The sequence below is a fragment of the Veillonella denticariosi JCM 15641 genome (assembly GCF_002959855.1).
Classification (GTDB): Bacteria; Bacillota; Negativicutes; order Veillonellales; family Veillonellaceae; genus Veillonella; species Veillonella denticariosi.
Map to the genome: position 1 here is coordinate 413266 of NZ_PPDB01000007.1, position 17587 is coordinate 430852.

Sequence of the window (17587 nt, forward strand, 5' to 3'; positions counted from 1 at the left end):
TTTACATTATCTATCAAATTATGCTTTTTCCAACTTTTCCCGATCATCATGCTTACGGCATATACCGGCAAAAATAGATCCTGTAAAGTTATGAATAATAGAAAATACCGCACCGGCCACAGCCGCTTGAGGTGTAAAATGTTTCATAGCTAGAGACACAGATAATGCTGAATTCTGCATCGCCACTTCAATCTGCATAGCGCGTCGAGAAGAGACATCTATACTGAGGATTTTACACACCACATATGTCACTACATAACCGCTTAAATTCTGTACTAGACAAGCTACAAAAATAATGATGCCCGTTTCAGCGATACGTTGTTGATTGACAGCTGTAACCGCTGCTAGGATAAGCAATACAGCGATAGCGGCAATAGTAGGACAGACGGATTTAACCGGTTCAATCTTTACACCAATAAAATAGTTTAATACTATACCTAAGATAATCGGTACCAATACAATCTTTATGATTGAAATTAACATTGGCATAAATGCTATTTCAATCGATGATGTAACTCCTGCATATAATACTACGAATAATGGAGTTAACACCGGTGCTAATAAGGTTGATACTGTCGTAGCCGATACGGACAACGGCACATTACCGTTAGCCAAGAAGGTCATAACATTGGATGCGGTGCCGCCCGGGCAGGCACCTAATAAAATAAATCCGATAGCTATTTCCGGAGGAAAATTAAATGCTATACCAACCAAGAAGCCTGCTAGAGGCATCCATAAAAATTGAATGACAGAAACTAAAATAACCTTTAAAGGTTGTTTAAATACATCAATGAAAACTTGAGCTGTCAATGTCAATCCCATTGCAAACATGACAAATTGTAACATATATGCCACATACGGCGTCATCCATGCAAAGAAATTCGGTAGCAAATAGGCTATAACAGCCGTTAACAACACGATCCAGGACAGATAACTATTAAATAAGCGATTCACGGAATGAACAAATTGCATTATATACACTCACTTTCAAAAAAATCAAATAAAACACGCCGATAATTATAGCAAATATATAACGGTAACACAAGAAAGCCTCTTATAAACTATATGTTCATAAGAGGCTTCTTAATATCATATTATCTTAAGTATTATTTTGTAAGGTTCCCCGCAGAATCCAAACGATGTAAGCATCGTTCTTTACCGAGTAATGTTACGATATTATTCAAATCCGGACCATGCATTTGACCTGTTAAGGCAACGCGAATCGGCATGAATACAAACTTACCTTTTAAAGATGTTTCCTTCATAACCGCCTTGATAGTTGCCTTTACAGCATCCGGCGTAATTTCATCCAATGCGGACAAAGCATTACGGAATGCAGTCAATACAGTCGGAGCGGATTCCTCATTCAGAACGGCACGTAATTCTTCTTCGTGACCTTCTTCAAGGAACACCGTATCCACCATGAACATCCCCACATGATCCTTGATTTGTGCACCAAAGCTGATATGATCGCGGAATGTGGAGCATAACAATGTTAAATGATCTATATCCGCTTGATTTAAACTATCAGGAGCCAGTCCGACTTCCTTTAAATGCGGTAAGCAAAGATGGAACAGTTCTTCATCAGTTAAGTTCTTCATATAATGGAAATTGATGTGGTTCAACTTGTCGATATCGAATACGGCCGGATTTTTCGCAACCCGATCCATAGAGAAGGCTTCAATTAACTCATCAGGCGTGAAGAATTCATTTTCCCCTTCCGGAGCCCAGCCTAACAATGCCAAAAAGTTCACCAAAGCTTCCGGTAAATAGCCTAATTGTTTATATTGCTCTACCGATGTAGCGCCGTGACGTTTGGACATCTTCTTATAATCCTTGCCGAGAATAAGGGAAATGTGACCGAATGTGGGAATATCCCATCCTAAAGCTTCATAAATAGCCATCTGACGAGGCGTATTGGATAAATGTTCCTCCGCCCGGATAACATGGGTGATCCCCATCATGTGGTCATCCATAACTACGGCAAAATTATATACGGGAATACCGTCAGATTTAACGATAACAAAGTCACCCACCCCATTGGATTCGAAGGATACATGACCACGTACCATATCATCAAAGGCATAGGTCTTGTTCAACGGAACACGCAAACGGATCGTCGGTTTGCGGCCTTCCGCAATATATTTTGCCTTTGTTTCTTCATCTAAATGTTCACAATGACCGTTATATTTAGGTGTTTCTCCACGGGCCATCTGCTCTTGCCGTACTTCTTCAAGTTCTTCCTGTGTGCAGTAACATTCATAAGCTTTGCCTTCATCCAGTAGACGTTGTGTTACCGCTTTATATAGTTCTAATCGTTCTGTCTGACGATACGGACCGTTATCACCGCCCACATCGATTCCTTCATCCCAGTCCATGCCGAGCCATTTCAAAGAAGCCTTGATATTTTCTTCACTTTCACGAGTGGAACGGGTTAAATCCGTATCTTCGATGCGCAATACGAATGTCCCTTTTTCCTTACGTGCCAATAGCCAGTTAAACAATGCGGAACGGGCGCCACCGATATGAAACGGCCCCGTAGGACTTGGAGCAAAACGAACTTTCATGGAACTCATTATAAAACCTCTCCTTCATATACAGAAACGACAGCCTGAGCGGCAATGCCTTCACGGCGACCTATAGCCCCTAACATCTCATTGGTTGTCGCTTTAATACTAATGCGTTCTAATGGTATGTGCAGCACCGATTGCAGGTTTGTCTTCATATCATCGATATGAGGCTTTAATTTCGGTGTTTCAGAAATAACCATAATATCTATATTATAGGCTTCAAACCCCCGTTCTTTCAATAAGGAATTCACTTTGCCCAGTAAAAGTAAACTTGAAATCCCCTTATATTGATCATCTTCCGGCGGGAAATAATAACCGATATCTCGAAGTCCTGCAGCCCCCAGCATAGCATCCATCAACGCATGAATGAGCACATCCGCATCGGAATGTCCATCAGGTCCCACATCCGATTCGATGTGAACACCGCCTAATATACAGGGACGCCCTGCTTTTAACTGATGAATATCATAACCGAATCCAACGCGCATACACTTCTCCTCAATCCCCAAATACCGCTTTGCCACAGCTATATCATTAGGGGTCGTCACCTTTATATTACAGTAATCACCATCTACGATATGTACCGGCTTACCTAAATATTCTACAAGAGACACATCATCCGTTCCAAGGAATGCATCATCGCTCGCCTTCTGGTAGGCCTCCTGAAATAGTTCCTTCTGAAAGCCTTGCGGCGTCTGTATCTGATAAAGCTCGCTGCGTATCAATGTTTCTACGACCTCATGATTATTATCGATGCGCTTAATCGTATCCGTAGCAGGCACACCTACCGTGGCGGCCCCATATTTACGGGCGGCATCAACAACGGACTCAAACATATCTGTCGTCGCCAGAGGACGGGCTCCGTCATGCACAATAATGATAGAACTTTCATTAGAAACGACCTTAAGGCCACAGCCTACGGAATCCTGACGCTCCGAACCGCCCGTTACGATACGCGTAGGTACAGATATGTCAAGAGATTCTATATGATTCGCCATATACTTCTCTTCACCGTCAGCAACCACTAAAATAATTTCACCAAGACCTTTAATCCTTGCCACCTGTTGTAAGGTACGTTGAATAATGGAATAGTTTCCTAAAGGGATAAATATTTTATTCTCCTTATATACCATACGCCGACCTGCACCGGCGGCTAGAACGATACAGCTAATCTCCTTGTCCATGTTGTCCCCCGTCGACACGAGCAAAAATCATACGACCCGCACTCGTCTGTAAAATCGATGTAACCATGACCTCCACAGACTGACCTACGTACGGTCTGCCATCCTCAACGACAATCATCGTACCATCATCGAGATAGGCCACACCTTGATGAATCTCCTTACCCTCTTTCATAATCTGAACGCGAATCCATTCACCCGCAATAAGAGCCGGCTTTAGTACATTCGCCAATTCATTAAGATTCAAGACCGTAATACCTTGAACACGGGCCACCTTATTGAGGTTGAAATCGTTAGTCATCAATTTCCACTGCTTATCAAGGGCGAGACGCATCAATTTAGAATCCACCTCGGTTAAATCATCGTAATCGTCTTCGACAACCTCAATCGCTACATTGTTAGCATCCTGCATCTCCTTTAAAATATCAAGACCGCGACGACCTCGATTGCGCTTTGTAGCATCGGCGGAATCCGAAATAATTTGTAATTCATTCAATACAAAAAGAGGTACCACAAGAGGGCCTTCAATAAAGCCGGTTCCGCACAATTCCTTGATACGGCCATCAATAATTACGGATGTATCTAATAATTTTGGCGTACTTTCAGATTTATCATTCTTATGATTGGAAAACATTTTAAAGCGCCCCGGTTTCTTCGTCCCATCCTCGCGCCACTGCTGTACATAGTTCAGATAAATTTCAGGCCCCTTACGAGCCATAATTTTAAGTCCGCTATACCCGAAAATGGCACTCAAAATGATTGGAATATAAGGTCCGATTATAGGCACCTGATTAAATGCGACACCGATTAAATTTGCAATAATAAGACCGAATAATAAACCGATGGTGCCCGCAATTAATTCTTGGTTCGGAATGTGTGAAAGAACCCGTTCCAAACGTTTAGAAACAACTAAACCCTGCTTCAAAATAAATGATGAAACTAAATACCCAATAATTACACCTAGCACCGTACCGAAAATCAGAACTCCAAGCCGAGCAACGGTCAATGACATATCCCCAAAAGTCTCGAATTGTGATACCAAATACGGATCGATAATCGGTGCTAATGTGTCCATTCCGACGTAGGCGGCCGTGCCCACAAGAATGGCAATAACATAACGTAAAATGCGATAAATCATCAAATCACCTCCTAATTAAGAAAATACCAGCTGCATCGCTTCTGTGATAGATTTGACGCCGCGAATCTGAATGGATTTATCATTATCCTTGATCTGTTTATAATTACCGTCAGGAATAATAAACTTAGTAAAGCCTAATTTCTTCGCCTCATTGATGCGCTGTTCAATGCGCGGTATGCTTCTAACATTGCCGGTCAGACCTACTTCACCGAGTATAACCATATCTGTCGGTACAATGCGATTTTTTAAATTAGACACAATCGCCACAGCCATAGATAAGTCACAGGCCGGTTCATTTACCTTGAGACCTCCGATGACATTTACATATACATCTTTATTACCAAGTGTAAAACCGCAACGTTTTTCAAGGACCGCCAGCAATACGATGAGTCGATTTAAATCATAGCCGATAGCCGTCCTTCGCGGCATACCGAATGCGGTAGTCACCACTAAACTTTGCACCTCCACTAAAATCGGTCGAACCCCTTCAAGATAAATCATAACGGCACTGCCGCTTTCTTCATCGGAGCGCTCCGCCAGTAAAGAGGCAGATGGATTGGATAATTCCTGTAAACCTTCCTCCACCATCGCAAAGATTCCCGTTTCGGATGTGGAACCGAAACGATTTTTAATGGATCTCAAAATTCTGAATTGATACGATCGTTCGCCTTCAAAGTAAAGTACTACGTCAACCATATGCTCCAGCATTCGAGGTCCCGCAATATTTCCATCCTTTGTTACATGTCCGATGATAACCGTCGGAATGTTGCGTTCTTTACAGAACCTGAGTAAGCGTGACGTGCATTCGCGCACCTGACTGACACTGCCGGGTGCAGCATCAATATCCGCAGTATACATTGTCTGAATAGAATCGATAACAAGTAATGACGGCATCAATGAATCCGCTTGATCCAGAATATAATCCAAATCCGTATCCGCTATGACCTGTAATCGTTCACTGTTGATATGTAATCTCTCGGCACGTAATTTTAGCTGTAATTGCGATTCTTCACCCGATGCATACAGAACGGTTCCCACCGTATCGGCAATTTGTTGCGATACCTGTAAAAGTAAAGTCGATTTACCGATACCCGGATCTCCACCGAGCAGCATCAATGCACCCGGTACTATGCCGCCCCCTAAAACGCGGTCAATTTCAGAAAAGGTCGTCGATATGCGTACAATGGAGGATAGCTCGATATCCGGTAATGCCGTCGGTTTTACGGACTGCTGTCCGATACTGCGACCCGGCGTACGACTATGCTTCGTTTCTTTTACAATTTCCTCAACCAGAGTATTCCATTCACCGCATTGCGGACATCGTCCCATCCATTTTGACGATTCGGCCCCGCAATTTTGACAGAAAAATACAGATTTTGCTTTTGCCATAACCCCTCAAATACTTTCACGATAGATATAAAAAAGGTCATGAATGATAATCATTCATGACCTTTGTGCATAATTTTACTACAAGTGGTCAACTATTATCATCTAATAGTATACCATTTAAGCTCTATATTTTATATGAAAGCTTATAAATAACCGCATAATCTATTGAATTATATTACACAGTCACAAGAAGTTCGTCACCTTTCGCATCAGCCTTGATGGTCGTACCTTCCACAGCTTCACCTTTCAAGATAAGGTCGGATACAGGATCCTCAATCAAACGTTGAATAGCACGTTTCAAAGGACGGGCACCCATAGCGAAATCGGAACCTTCTTTCACGAGTAATTTCATCGCTTCCGGTGTAATATCCAAATGTAAATCGCGTTCTTCCAGACGTTTTATAACACTGCTCATCAAAATCGTAACAATGTGTTCCAAATCGGATTCTGTCAATGGATGGAATACAATCATTTCATCGATACGATTCAGGAATTCCGGTCTGAAATGACGTTTTACCGCATCTAGAACAGCCTTCTTAGCTTCCTCAAAGTCAATCGGTTTCTTTTCATTTACCACGGCATCCGTTTTCTTTGCCGCCAAGAATCCCAATTCCGGAGAATCCTTCTGTAACGCTTTAGCCCCCAAGTTACTTGTCATGATGATAACGGTATTTCTAAAGTCTACTGTACGACCTTGACTATCTGTAAGTCGACCGTCATCAAGAACCTGTAACAAGATATTGAAAAAGTCCGCATGAGCTTTTTCTACTTCATCGAGCAAGATGACACTATATGGTTTACGACGGACGGCATCAGTCAATTGACCGCCTTCTTCATATCCCACATATCCCGGAGGCGCACCGACTAAGCGCGATACGGTATGTTTTTCCATATATTCTGACATATCAAGTCGAATCATGGCTGATTCATCCCCGAATAACGACGCCGCCAAAGCCCTCGCCAATTCGGTTTTACCAACGCCCGTAGGACCTAAGAATAAGAAGGAACCGATAGGACGTTTCGAATCTTTGAGACCCGCTCTCGCACGACGTACAGCCTTAGCTACAGCTGTAACCGCATCGTTCTGACCCACAACGCGTTTATGAAGTTCATCCTCCAAATGAAGTAAGGTTTGCGACTCTTCTTCCGCAATTTTTGAAACGGGAATACCCGTCCATTGCGCTACTACAGCCGCAATATCTTCTTCTGTAACAACTAGTTTCTTGTCGCTCGTCTCTTTAGCTTCCGATTTCTTATCATCGATTTCCTTTGCAATGCGTTGTTCTTCATCGCGAAGCTTGGCAGCCTTTTCAAAATCCTGCGCCGTTACAGCCGCTTCTTTTTCCTTCTTTACATTGTTAAGCTGATCTTCCAAAGCCTTGACATCAGGAGCCGCGGAGAATACCTTCATACGCACCTTGGATGCCGCTTCATCAACCACATCAATGGCTTTATCCGGTAAGAAACGATCCGTAATATATCGACTCGATAATGTAACGGCTGCTTCCAAAGCTTCATCGGTAATCTTAGCCTTATGGAATGCTTCATAGCGATCCCGTAAACCCTTTAAGATTTCCAAAGCATCCTCTTCAGACGGTTCTCCCACCTGAACAGGTTGGAAACGACGTTCTAAAGCCGCATCCTTTTCAATATGTTTCTTATATTCATCGAGCGTTGTGGCACCGATAACCTGGAACTCACCTCGTGCCAAGGCCGGCTTTAAAATATTCGCCGCATCCATAGCGCCTTCACTTGCACCGGCACCGACCAAGGTATGAATTTCATCGATGAAGACAATCATGTCATCATGTTTTTGGACCTCATCGATAGCCTTTTTCAACCGTTCTTCAAATTCACCTCGGTATTTTGCGCCTGCGAGCATGGCACTGATACTAAGAGAAATGATCCGTTTATTACGCAAAATTTCAGGCACATTACCATTCACGATACGTTGTGCCAACCCTTCAGCAATCGCCGTTTTACCTACGCCCGGTTCACCGATAAGGACAGGGTTATTTTTGGTTCTGCGACTAAGAATTTGAATGACACGTTGAATTTCTTTATCACGTCCGATAACAGGATCGATTTTACCTTGTTTTGCCGACTCATTAAGATCTGTGGCAAAATCGGCTAAATCACCAAGTTGACCATTACTATTAGATCCATCTTGACCACCCGGTTCACCGTTTTGTGAAGAGCCGAGAATTTTGCGAATAGCATCAACCACATCATTGTTACGGATATTCATATCCCGCAGGATGGCGATACCTACACCGCCGCCATCGCTGAGTAAACCCAACAGAATATGTTCCGTCCCAACATAGTTATGATTCATGCGATTCGCCACTTCAATGGCAAGTTCCAACACATGTTTAACACGAGGTGTCATATATACGGAATTAGGCTCTTTATTTCCGCGTCCCACTTGTTCGACTACGTCTTCAAGTACATCCTCCGTCGTTACACCTAAATCGTTAAGCGCTTTTGCGGCAACACCGTTTTTCACCTTCGTAAGGCCTACGAGTATATGTTCTGTTCCCACATAATCGTGGCCTAATTCCAAGGCTGCTTCCTGAGCGAAGGAAAGAACCCGTTGTGCATCATCCGTAAAACGTTGCATCATAAATATCACCTCATCAATCATTTTTAATCTAACATTCTCTTTATAAATGTATCATCCCAAACTTAATGGAGATTTCTCATGCCTATTCGGCATACATCTATAGAAACGATAATGTTAACGATGAACATCGATGAACATCATCGATATACAAATTATTCTGTATATTATATTATTCTGTACGTCATTTATATTATTTCCATACATTTTATTATTGTGAAAGTTTCTGTCTAATCACCTTAGCCCGGTAACTATCACGTTCTAAATCACTTAATTCTTCACTGCCCGCATATTTACAGAGAAAATTGGGACGTGTAATCGCTACTAATTCATTAAACGTATCGTTCCCCCAATCAGGTAGAATGCCTAAATCGACACCTAATTGAATATCGCTGAGCTTGGTTAAAGCCTCCTTACCGCTGACCCGTCGCGCATATTGCAGAACGCCATATGAACGCCATAGCACATCCTCTAAGGATTCTTTATCATTATGTATCAGCGCTTGACGGGATTTACGTTCTTCCGCAATGATCCCCTCCACAATTTTTAAAAGCTGTTCAATAGTGGATTCTTCACTGATCCCCATCGTACGTTGATTAGAAATCTGGTAGATATTACCTAATGCATCGGAACCTTCACCATAAAGGCCTCGTACGGAGTACCCCAACTGAACGATACTTCGCACAAGACGCGTAATACGTCCGGACATGGTTAACGCCGGTAAATGCAGCATAACGGAAGCCCGTAAGCCGGTCCCCACGTTCGTAGGACACGCCGTCAAGTAACCGAAACGTTCATCAAACGCATAGGGATGTTTTGCCTCGATGGCTTTATCGATTTGTACAGCATGATCATAAGCCTGTTGTAAACTCAAGCCCGGAGCCATAGATTGAATCCGTAAGTGATCTTCCTCATTAACCATAATAACGATAGAAGCATCATCGGAAACTACTAAGCTACGATAGGGTAACTTTTCTTCTAAAGCGGGACTCATTAAATGCTTTTCAACCAGCACAGCTCGCTCATACTGACTCAACTGTTCAAGGCTGATATTGGAATATTGATGTCCATCGGCATCTTTCAAAGGCTGTAACAAACCGCGTGAAATGGCATTAACCTTTTCTAAAGATACTTGGTCGTTGCGATTTGTAAATAATAAGCCGTCAAAATTTCTCGCAAACCTAATCCGGCTGGATATAACGATATGATCCGACTCCTTAGAATCATGACGTAACCATTGACTTAACGGAGAGTCTAATATAGTATCTATCATAATGTCTTTCCTTATTCCTTATGTCCATCAATAATGTTTTCCAAATTTTTAATTTTATCCCGCAATACGGCTGCTTCTTCGAAGTTTTCCGCTTGCACTGCATTATCCAGTTGGGGACGCAATCGCTTAACTTCATGTTTAGCCTTGAATACATTTGTCCCCCGACTAGGCACGAATCCCTCATAATCGGAACTGCCCTGCAGACGTCGTAACAACGGTTCAATTTCATCACTAAACGTGTCATAACATTGCCCACAGCCGAATTTACCGACGTGATTGAATTCATCATATGTAATACCGCATTGAGGACAGCGCTTTGACTGATGTGATTTCAACAAATTGTCAGGATATACCATATTCTTAAAGAAATCATTCGTAAAGAAACTGTTATCCCACATATCATTCATAAACGAGCTATATGGAGATAATTTACCTTCCTGTTGTAACTCATTAGCACACGAACTGCATAAATGCTGTTCTGTTTTTTTATTATTTATGATATTTGTCATATGAACAGTAGCTTCATTTTTTTTACAATGATCGCATAACATAGATCATCACTCCTTCCGCAATGCGTCCACCATGGTGGCGTACAATTGACGAATTGCTTCATTTCTATTTTCAATATCCACATGCTCAATCAATGTGGCAAAGGAATTATGCATAATCTGCGCTTCTCGATTCGTAATCTTATTCGCCTGAAGTAATTGAAACAAAGACTGATCTACATCGCGTATATCGATCAAGCGTTCCACTGTATTAGGACCTTCATAGATACGATATGTCGTTACGGCCGGCAACGAATCCGATTGGTTCTGATTTAGTTTTGTGATGCGTATGTAACCGCCTAAACCGCGTCTCGATTCGACATCGAAGCCTCGTTCATTGGAAAATCGGGTACTCAACACATAACTGATCTGAGATGGTGCGCAATTCAGTTCATCGGCCAACTCATTTCGTTTTAAAATCAGCTTTTCTTGTTCCTGTCTCATTTTTTCCAATATAAATTTTTCTATTTTATCAGCTATCATACTCATTTATAACACCTCTTTGTCCTTTTGCTCTTTATGATAACTCTATTATATTTGACTATTTGACCTTTGTCAATAAAGGTCAGATATTTTTTGACCTTCTATATTAAATAGACTTATACAGAAATAATATGTATAATATATGAGATATATTTTGAAAGAAGGTGTACCATGGCAGAAGCATTAGGACAAGAACTATTAATTGATTTATATTCCTGTGATGAAGATGCAATCTCATCAGCAACCTCTGTACAGGAAAGCGTAGCCAGCGCATTTGATCTGGCGGATATCGATGTGGATGAAATCAGTTGTCAGGTTATGGATGAAGAAATTGCCCTTCTTTCTGTGGCACCTAATTTTCATTTTACCTTGCATACCTATCCTGCATTGGGCTATGTAGCCGTAGATTTATATTCATTTGAACAATCTTTGCCACTCACGCTGATCATGAAGGCATTGCGTAAATCTTTCAGAGCGGAAAAGGTCAAGGCGACCAGTGTGCAACGCGGAGATTTCGGCAACGAACGAGATATGAAACCTCGTCGGAAAACCAAAATCACCACCCTGGGCCGAGTATCACGCACGCGTATTCAATTAAAGCAAACCGGCGGAAAGCTAAAAAAACAAAGCGCTAAGATGATAAAAACCATCGCCAAGAAAAGCGGATTACATAAATAAATATCGTTTCAATATACAAAAAGAGATTGCTACCCAAAAGGTAACAATCTCTTTTCTTTTTACTTATCTACGCACAAGCATCTCTTCCAGATCAAGTACTTGCGCGATTTCATCTACATCATCACAGAGATATTCCGCATCTGCTTCTTTCAGTTCCGTTTCCGTACCGTAACCGTAAGTGACACCGATAGAAATACAACCAAATTCATTAGCTGCTTCAATATCGTATTTTCTATCACCTACCATGAACACCAGTCGACGACCATTTGTATCTGTTAGCGGATTACCGCAAAGAGCAAGAGCCTTTTCGAGAATCTCTTTCTTATGCAATAAACCGGATTCGTAATCAGCACCGACAATCACATCAAAGTAAGGTGTTAATTCAAAATGATCTAATATCTCTTTTGCAAAATGTTCCGGTTTTGCCGTAGCCAGAACGATGGTATATTGTTCCGCCTGACATTTAGCAAGCAAATCTACAATATTGGGATACACCTTATTTTCAAACTTACCAATTGTACCATAGCGTTCACGAAACTTCTTATATGTTTCTTCAGCCTGCTCATAAGTTAGTCCACAATGTTCCTGAAAAGAATCTACCAACGGCGGTCCCAAAAACAGAAGTAATGTTTGCTCATCCGGGATCGGATAACCGAAATGGTTTAATGCAAATTTGACACTTGTTAGAATCCCTTCCTGAGAGTCCGTCAATGTCCCATCTAAATCAAACAATATCGTCTTCTTCATATTATTTCTTCAGAGCCTCTTTTAATGTATGCCATGCAAGAACAGCACATTTAACGCGTGCCGGCATATTAGAAATATTTTGCAATGCCATCGCATCTTCTAATTCTTCCAACTCATTTTCATCGGTCACTTCTTTTTTTATCATGCCCAAGAAAATTTCTACCAACCGTAATGCTTCCTCTACAGATTTACCTTTGATAATATCAATCATCATTGATGCGGAAGCCTGACTGATTGCACAACCGGAGCCCGTATAGGCCGCATCTTTAATGATGCCATCCTCTACATTGATCTGCAGTGTTAAATCATCACCGCAACTTGGGTTATGCCCATGCTCGGATGTTGTAAATTTAGATAATTCACGTTTATTACGCTTATCCTGATTATGTTCCAAAATAAGTTCCGTATAGAGTTGATCCATTTCCATTGATCGCTTCTCCTAATCTTTAAAGCCCATGACTGAACGAACAGTCTTCAATACGTCAAGGAAAGCATCCAAATCTTCCTTACGCGTATACAAGTACATACTTAGCCGTGTGGATGCGGACACGTTATAGAATGCGCCCAAAGGTTGTGCACAATGATGACCGGAACGTACGCAAATTCCCTTTGAATCCAGAATAGTTGCTACATCATGAGGATGCACATCATCTACGGTGAAAGCAATTACACCGTGTTTTTCTTTAGGATTTTGGGATCCGATTACATGAACATGAGGTAATTCCACAATCTTAGGTAAGATATAGGAAACCAATTCCTCTTCATAAGCCTCGATAGCATCCATACCGAAGGATTCAAGATAATCAATGGCGGCATGAAGTGACACCGCGCCGTCCGCATTCGGTGTGCCGGCTTCAAACTTATAAGGTAATTCATTAAATGTCGTAGTCTGCTCTTTTACATACTCAATCATGTCCCCGCCCAAAAGGAATGGAGGCATCGCTTCCAACAGATCACGCTTGCCGTATAATACACCAATGCCTTGAGAGGCACACATCTTATGTCCTGAAAATACAAAGAAATCGCAATCTAACGCTTGTACATCGATTTTCTTATGCGGTGTGGATTGTGCCCCGTCAAGGACGACAACAGCCCCGACCGAATGGGCTTTCTCCGTCAATTCTTTCACAGGAAACTCCATACCGAGCACATTACTTATATGCGCAAAAGCAACGATTTTAGTGGTTTCATCAATCTTATCGATTTCACCATCCTTTAAATGTCCGCTTTCATCAAGATACATATATTCCAATGTAGCCCCTGTCTGTTCGGCCACATATTGCCATGTAACGAGATTAGCATGATGCTCCGCAACGGTAATGATGATTTTATCACCTTTTTTTACATTATGAAGGCCGTAACTGTGGGCAATCAAGTTCATCGATTCCGTACTATTGCGGGTAAAAATGACCTCTTCCCGTTCACGGGCATTGATGAATTCCACCACTCGATCACGAGCATTCTCATAAGCTTCGGATGCTTCGATAGCCAAAATATGAGAACCGCGATGAGGGTTACCGTTATGCTGTGTCATGTGTTCAACAATACGGTCCACTACAACTTGTGGAATTTGTGCGGTCGCACCGCTATCTAAATAAATGACGCGGTGTCCATTATGCTCTTTATGTAATATAGGAAAATCTTTATATGCTTCTGCAATAGGTCTCATAAAACGCCTCTTTAAATTTTATTACGTACAGCCGCTAATGCCGCTTCTTCAATCGCTTCATCACCAATACGGTCTATAATCGGACGAATCATAGATTCTACGATGATATGCTTCGCTTCAGTTTCACTAAAACCGCGACTCATAAGATAGAACAATTTATTATGGTCGATTTGACCTGCACTCGCCGCATGATTACCAACTACATTATCTTCTTTACACAACAAGAGCGGCAAAGAAACCGATTTTACAGTCGGATCTAACAATAAGCATGTATCTTCTTCCGCACCTTCAGATGCAGTGGCTCCATTAAGGAAATCCAGTGTGCCGCGGAATGATTTTTTAGCATTACCGCTGAGGGCACCTAAATTATGAATATCGCTGAAAGATTTCTTGCCGCCATGGCTCATCACCATGGCAATATCGAATTTCTGCTCTTTATTACCAAGATAAGCAATATCGTGAACGATGTGAGATTCCTGTCCCACTAAATCATGATAGTAATTCAAGAAGTTTTCACTGCCGCCGATTTCGATATTGATATATTCCACATCGGCTCGGTCTTCTAATTTAGTATAGCGATGTTCGATATGTTGTACATGTTCAGGTAAAAGATTCACCTTTTTCACTACAACCTTAGCGGAGTCTTTTACATCATATTCACTCAAGTAGCTAATATTTGTCAACTCATGGCCGGAACCGGTTACATAAAATTGAACTTCTAATTCAGCGCCGTTTTCGACGATAAACTGAAAGCGATTCGCCACGCGTTGAGATGCATCGATACGAATACCCACAAGCTCTTTAGCATTTGCAGGAATATGAATAGCATACCCTTCCGCGTTATCGACTAGTTCCTGTACCGCTTCTCGATTAGCACCTTCATAAGAACCATTCATCAATGGTGTTCCTTTTGACAGTGGTGAAAGTATATTTTTATTCGCCTCTACAGCGATCGATTGTACAGCTTTGTCTTCTCCCGCCAAAGATCCTACAGTATGATTGACGCGCAACCATCTGAATGTCGGTCTAGGGAGTACATTAAATAGTAATTCGCTCATAATTCCTCCTTAACCGATAGAACCTTCTAATTCAAGGTTGATTAGATTGTTCATTTCAACTGCATATTCAAGCGGCAATTCTTTGGAAATCGGTTCAACGAAGCCTCGAACAAGCATTGCCCGAGCTTCTTCTTCACTGATACCGCGAGTCATGAGATAGAAAATCGCCTCATCGGAAATACGACCGATTTTAGCTTCATGACCTAAATCCACATTATCGTTTTCAACGATAATAGCCGGGATTGTATCCGATTGAGATTCAGCATCAAGCATTAACGATTCGCAGGAAACAGTAGCCTTTGCATGTTCCGCCTTTGGACCGATTTTCAAAAGGCCGCGGTAGATTGCAGCGCCACCGGATTTGGAAATGGATTTAGAGTTTACATTACTTGTCGTATATGGTGCATTATGAACCACTTTACATCCTGTATCGAGGAATTGTCCTTCACCGGCAAATGTTACACCCGTAAATTCCGCATGAGCACCTTCACCATTTAGAATACTCATCGGATACAAGCAGGATACCTTGGATCCGAAGGAACCGGAAACCCATTCAATTGTCCCGCCTTTGCCTACAACACAACGTTTCGTGTTGAGATTATACATATTTTTAGACCAGTTTTCAATTGTAGAATAACGCAATGTAGCATTATCCTTAACGAACAATTCAACTGCGCCCGCATGAAGATTGGATACATCATATTTAGGAGCGGAACAACCTTCTATAAAGTGAAGCTTTGCACCTTCCTCCACGATGATCATCGTATGCTCAAATTGACCTGCACCCGGCGCATTCAAACGGAAGTAGGACTGCAACGGAATATCTACCTGTACGCCGGCCGGAACGTATACGAAGGAACCGCCTGACCACACGGCGCCATGAAGGGCCGCCCATTTATGGTCCGTAGGAGGAATCAAGGTCATCCAGTATTTTTTTACGATTTCTTCATGTTCATGAAGAGCCGTTTCAATATCGGTATATATAACCCCCTGTTTAACAAGATCTTCTTGAATACTGTGGTATACAACCTCTGAGTCATACTGAGCACCTACACCTGCAAGAGATGTTTTTTCCGCTTCAGGAATACCTAAGCGGTCAAATGTGCTTTTAATTTCTTCCGGAACTTCATCCCAGTTTTCTTTCATATCAACTTTCGGCTTAACATAGGTATGAATATTTGCCATATCCAAGCCGGAAATATCGGGAATCCAGTTAGGAATTCCCATGCGATTATAAATCTCCAGGGACTTCAAACGGAATTCGAGCATCCATTCAGGTTCATTTTTATTGGCCCAAATTTCCCGGATGATATCTTCCGTCAAACCGGTATCCGAAATATAAGAATATTCAAAGTCATTCTTTATATCGTAGACACCGCGGTCCATATCCGCCACTTGGGTTTTCTTTCTTTGTTCCATAGTGCCTCCTATGCTAATGATTTGTATGCGTCATAACCTTTTTCTTCGATTTCACGCACGAGAGAAGCATCCCCGGTTTTAACGATTTTACCGTTGATTAAAACATGAACAAAATCAGGTTTCAATTTTTGTAAAATTTGGTTATGATGCGTGATAATCAATACAGCATTATCTTCATTGTGAAAGCGCTGTACCCCTTCAGATACGATACGAACCGCATCTACGTCAAGACCGGAATCGGTTTCATCAAGAATCGCCAATTTAGGATTCAAAATGGACATTTGAAGGATTTCATTCTTCTTGCGTTCACCGCCGGAAAACCCTTCATTTACATAACGTTGTGCATAAGATGTATCAAAAGATAATTCATCCATCTTGGTTTTCAGCTCTTTTTTGAACGCCAACGCCCGTACGTTCTCACCTGTAATTGTGGATTTAGCTGTACGGATAAAATTTTCTACAGTAATTCCCGGAACGGAAATAGGATTCTGAAAGGACATAAAGATACCTGCTTTGGCGCGATCATTTACGGCATCTTCCGTAATATCCTTACCGTCAAAAATGATAGAACCCTCGTCCACTGTATAGGTAGGATTCCCCATAATAGCATTGGCCAAGGTGGACTTGCCGGCACCATTTGTCCCCATTACGACATGAATTTCACCCTTATTAATTGTTAAATTGATACCCTTCAAGATCTGTTTCTCTTCGACAGATACCTTTAAGTCTTTTACCTGAAGTAATTCAGCCAAAATGTTCACTCCTTCTTATTATGTATATTGCCATTACAGGATATATACATCTATTTTATGTA

Annotated in this window: 16 protein-coding genes; 1 reads left to right on the forward strand and 15 read right to left on the reverse strand. The window is 41.7% G+C overall.

The genetic code is table 11. From position 1 onward, the window contains the following. Window positions 1-18 precede the first annotated feature (18 nt). The 9 genes from VEHSUH05_RS07445 to VEHSUH05_RS07485 form a co-directional block, all read right to left on the reverse strand. Entirely contained in the window at window positions 19-972 is a 954-nt protein-coding gene (locus tag VEHSUH05_RS07445) for a bile acid:sodium symporter family protein (RefSeq protein ID WP_054673497.1), read from the reverse strand. Window positions 973-1106: 134 nt separating this feature from the next. Next, the gene (gltX, locus tag VEHSUH05_RS07450; protein ID WP_084214610.1) at window positions 1107-2576 is read right to left on the reverse strand and encodes a glutamate--tRNA ligase; all 1470 of its coding nucleotides are present in this window, start codon (window positions 2574-2576) and stop codon (window positions 1107-1109) included. Further along, on the reverse strand, window positions 2576-3754 hold the full coding sequence (ispD, locus tag VEHSUH05_RS07455) for a 2-C-methyl-D-erythritol 4-phosphate cytidylyltransferase (protein WP_105091212.1): 1179 nt from the start codon (window positions 3752-3754) through the stop codon (window positions 2576-2578). The genes gltX and ispD overlap by 1 nt, the downstream gene beginning before the upstream one ends. Then, window positions 3738-4889: a PIN/TRAM domain-containing protein gene (locus VEHSUH05_RS07460; RefSeq protein ID WP_105091213.1), complete on the reverse strand. Its 1152-nt coding sequence runs from the start codon at window positions 4887-4889 to the stop codon at window positions 3738-3740. Before VEHSUH05_RS07460 ends, ispD begins: the two co-directional genes overlap by 17 nt. A 15-nt stretch (window positions 4890-4904) precedes the next feature. Beyond that, the gene (radA, locus tag VEHSUH05_RS07465; protein WP_105091214.1) at window positions 4905-6278 is read right to left on the reverse strand and encodes a DNA repair protein RadA; all 1374 of its coding nucleotides are present in this window, start codon (window positions 6276-6278) and stop codon (window positions 4905-4907) included. Window positions 6279-6453: 175 nt separating this feature from the next. Next, window positions 6454-8901 (reverse strand): ATP-dependent Clp protease ATP-binding subunit, encoded by a 2448-nt coding sequence (locus VEHSUH05_RS07470; protein ID WP_105091215.1) that lies wholly within the window; start codon window positions 8899-8901, stop codon window positions 6454-6456. 208 nt (window positions 8902-9109) lie between these two features. Further along, complete coding sequence (locus VEHSUH05_RS07475) at window positions 9110-10171, reverse strand: protein arginine kinase (RefSeq protein WP_105091216.1); 1062 nt, start codon at window positions 10169-10171, stop codon at window positions 9110-9112. Window positions 10172-10182: 11 nt separating this feature from the next. Continuing rightward, window positions 10183-10722: a UvrB/UvrC motif-containing protein gene (locus VEHSUH05_RS07480; RefSeq protein ID WP_105091217.1), complete on the reverse strand. Its 540-nt coding sequence runs from the start codon at window positions 10720-10722 to the stop codon at window positions 10183-10185. Window positions 10723-10728: 6 nt separating this feature from the next. Further along, the gene (locus VEHSUH05_RS07485; RefSeq protein WP_054673509.1) at window positions 10729-11208 is read right to left on the reverse strand and encodes a CtsR family transcriptional regulator; all 480 of its coding nucleotides are present in this window, start codon (window positions 11206-11208) and stop codon (window positions 10729-10731) included. A 165-nt stretch (window positions 11209-11373) separates the two neighbouring features. On the opposite strand from VEHSUH05_RS07485, the gene VEHSUH05_RS07490 reads away from it, so the two are divergent. Beyond that, on the forward strand, window positions 11374-11880 hold the full coding sequence (locus tag VEHSUH05_RS07490; protein ID WP_054673511.1) for an S-adenosylmethionine decarboxylase family protein: 507 nt from the start codon (window positions 11374-11376) through the stop codon (window positions 11878-11880). Between the two features lie 63 nt (window positions 11881-11943). On the opposite strand, the gene VEHSUH05_RS07495 is transcribed toward VEHSUH05_RS07490, so the two are convergent. Genes VEHSUH05_RS07495 through sufC form a run of 6 tightly spaced genes read right to left on the reverse strand, consistent with a single transcriptional unit; the run spans window position 11944 to window position 17525 of the window. Continuing rightward, on the reverse strand, window positions 11944-12627 hold the full coding sequence (locus VEHSUH05_RS07495; protein ID WP_054673514.1) for an HAD hydrolase-like protein: 684 nt from the start codon (window positions 12625-12627) through the stop codon (window positions 11944-11946). Between the two features lies 1 nt (window position 12628). After that, window positions 12629-13054 carry a Fe-S cluster assembly sulfur transfer protein SufU gene (gene sufU, locus VEHSUH05_RS07500; RefSeq protein ID WP_038115234.1) on the reverse strand — a complete coding sequence of 142 codons (426 nt, stop codon included), beginning with the start codon at window positions 13052-13054 and terminating at the stop codon, window positions 12629-12631. Between the two features lie 12 nt (window positions 13055-13066). Continuing rightward, the gene (locus VEHSUH05_RS07505; RefSeq protein WP_038115236.1) at window positions 13067-14296 is read right to left on the reverse strand and encodes a SufS family cysteine desulfurase; all 1230 of its coding nucleotides are present in this window, start codon (window positions 14294-14296) and stop codon (window positions 13067-13069) included. Window positions 14297-14307: 11 nt separating this feature from the next. Continuing rightward, a complete protein-coding gene (locus VEHSUH05_RS07510) occupies window positions 14308-15354 on the reverse strand; it encodes a SufB/SufD family protein (RefSeq protein WP_054673521.1) in 1047 nt (348 codons plus the stop codon). 9 nt (window positions 15355-15363) lie between these two features. After that, entirely contained in the window at window positions 15364-16773 is a 1410-nt protein-coding gene (gene sufB, locus VEHSUH05_RS07515; protein WP_038115241.1) for a Fe-S cluster assembly protein SufB, read from the reverse strand. An 8-nt stretch (window positions 16774-16781) separates the two neighbouring features. Continuing rightward, on the reverse strand, window positions 16782-17525 hold the full coding sequence (gene sufC, locus VEHSUH05_RS07520) for a Fe-S cluster assembly ATPase SufC (protein ID WP_038115244.1): 744 nt from the start codon (window positions 17523-17525) through the stop codon (window positions 16782-16784). Between the last annotated feature and the right edge of the window lie 62 nt (window positions 17526-17587).

Excerpts from the sequence above, each read along its gene's own strand:
- VEHSUH05_RS07505 (WP_038115236.1), bottom strand. The coding sequence starts at position 14,296 with ATGAGACCTATTGCAGAAGCATATAAAGATTTTCCTATATTACATAAA.
- VEHSUH05_RS07475 (WP_105091216.1), bottom strand. The coding sequence starts at position 10,171 with ATGATAGATACTATATTAGACTCTCCGTTAAGTCAATGGTTACGTCAT.
- VEHSUH05_RS07480 (WP_105091217.1), bottom strand. The coding sequence starts at position 10,722 with ATGTTATGCGATCATTGTAAAAAAAATGAAGCTACTGTTCATATGACA.
- radA (WP_105091214.1), bottom strand. The coding sequence starts at position 6,278 with ATGGCAAAAGCAAAATCTGTATTTTTCTGTCAAAATTGCGGGGCCGAA.
- VEHSUH05_RS07445 (WP_054673497.1), bottom strand. The coding sequence starts at position 972 with ATGCAATTTGTTCATTCCGTGAATCGCTTATTTAATAGTTATCTGTCC.
- VEHSUH05_RS07510 (WP_054673521.1), bottom strand. The coding sequence starts at position 15,354 with ATGAGCGAATTACTATTTAATGTACTCCCTAGACCGACATTCAGATGG.
- gltX (WP_084214610.1), bottom strand. The coding sequence starts at position 2,576 with ATGAGTTCCATGAAAGTTCGTTTTGCTCCAAGTCCTACGGGGCCGTTT.
- VEHSUH05_RS07460 (WP_105091213.1), bottom strand. The coding sequence starts at position 4,889 with ATGATTTATCGCATTTTACGTTATGTTATTGCCATTCTTGTGGGCACG.
- VEHSUH05_RS07485 (WP_054673509.1), bottom strand. The coding sequence starts at position 11,208 with ATGAGTATGATAGCTGATAAAATAGAAAAATTTATATTGGAAAAAATG.
- VEHSUH05_RS07490 (WP_054673511.1), top strand. The coding sequence starts at position 11,374 with ATGGCAGAAGCATTAGGACAAGAACTATTAATTGATTTATATTCCTGT.
- VEHSUH05_RS07495 (WP_054673514.1), bottom strand. The coding sequence starts at position 12,627 with ATGAAGAAGACGATATTGTTTGATTTAGATGGGACATTGACGGACTCT.
- VEHSUH05_RS07470 (WP_105091215.1), bottom strand. The coding sequence starts at position 8,901 with ATGATGCAACGTTTTACGGATGATGCACAACGGGTTCTTTCCTTCGCT.
- sufU (WP_038115234.1), bottom strand. The coding sequence starts at position 13,054 with ATGGAAATGGATCAACTCTATACGGAACTTATTTTGGAACATAATCAG.
- ispD (WP_105091212.1), bottom strand. The coding sequence starts at position 3,754 with ATGGACAAGGAGATTAGCTGTATCGTTCTAGCCGCCGGTGCAGGTCGG.
- sufB (WP_038115241.1), bottom strand. The coding sequence starts at position 16,773 with ATGGAACAAAGAAAGAAAACCCAAGTGGCGGATATGGACCGCGGTGTC.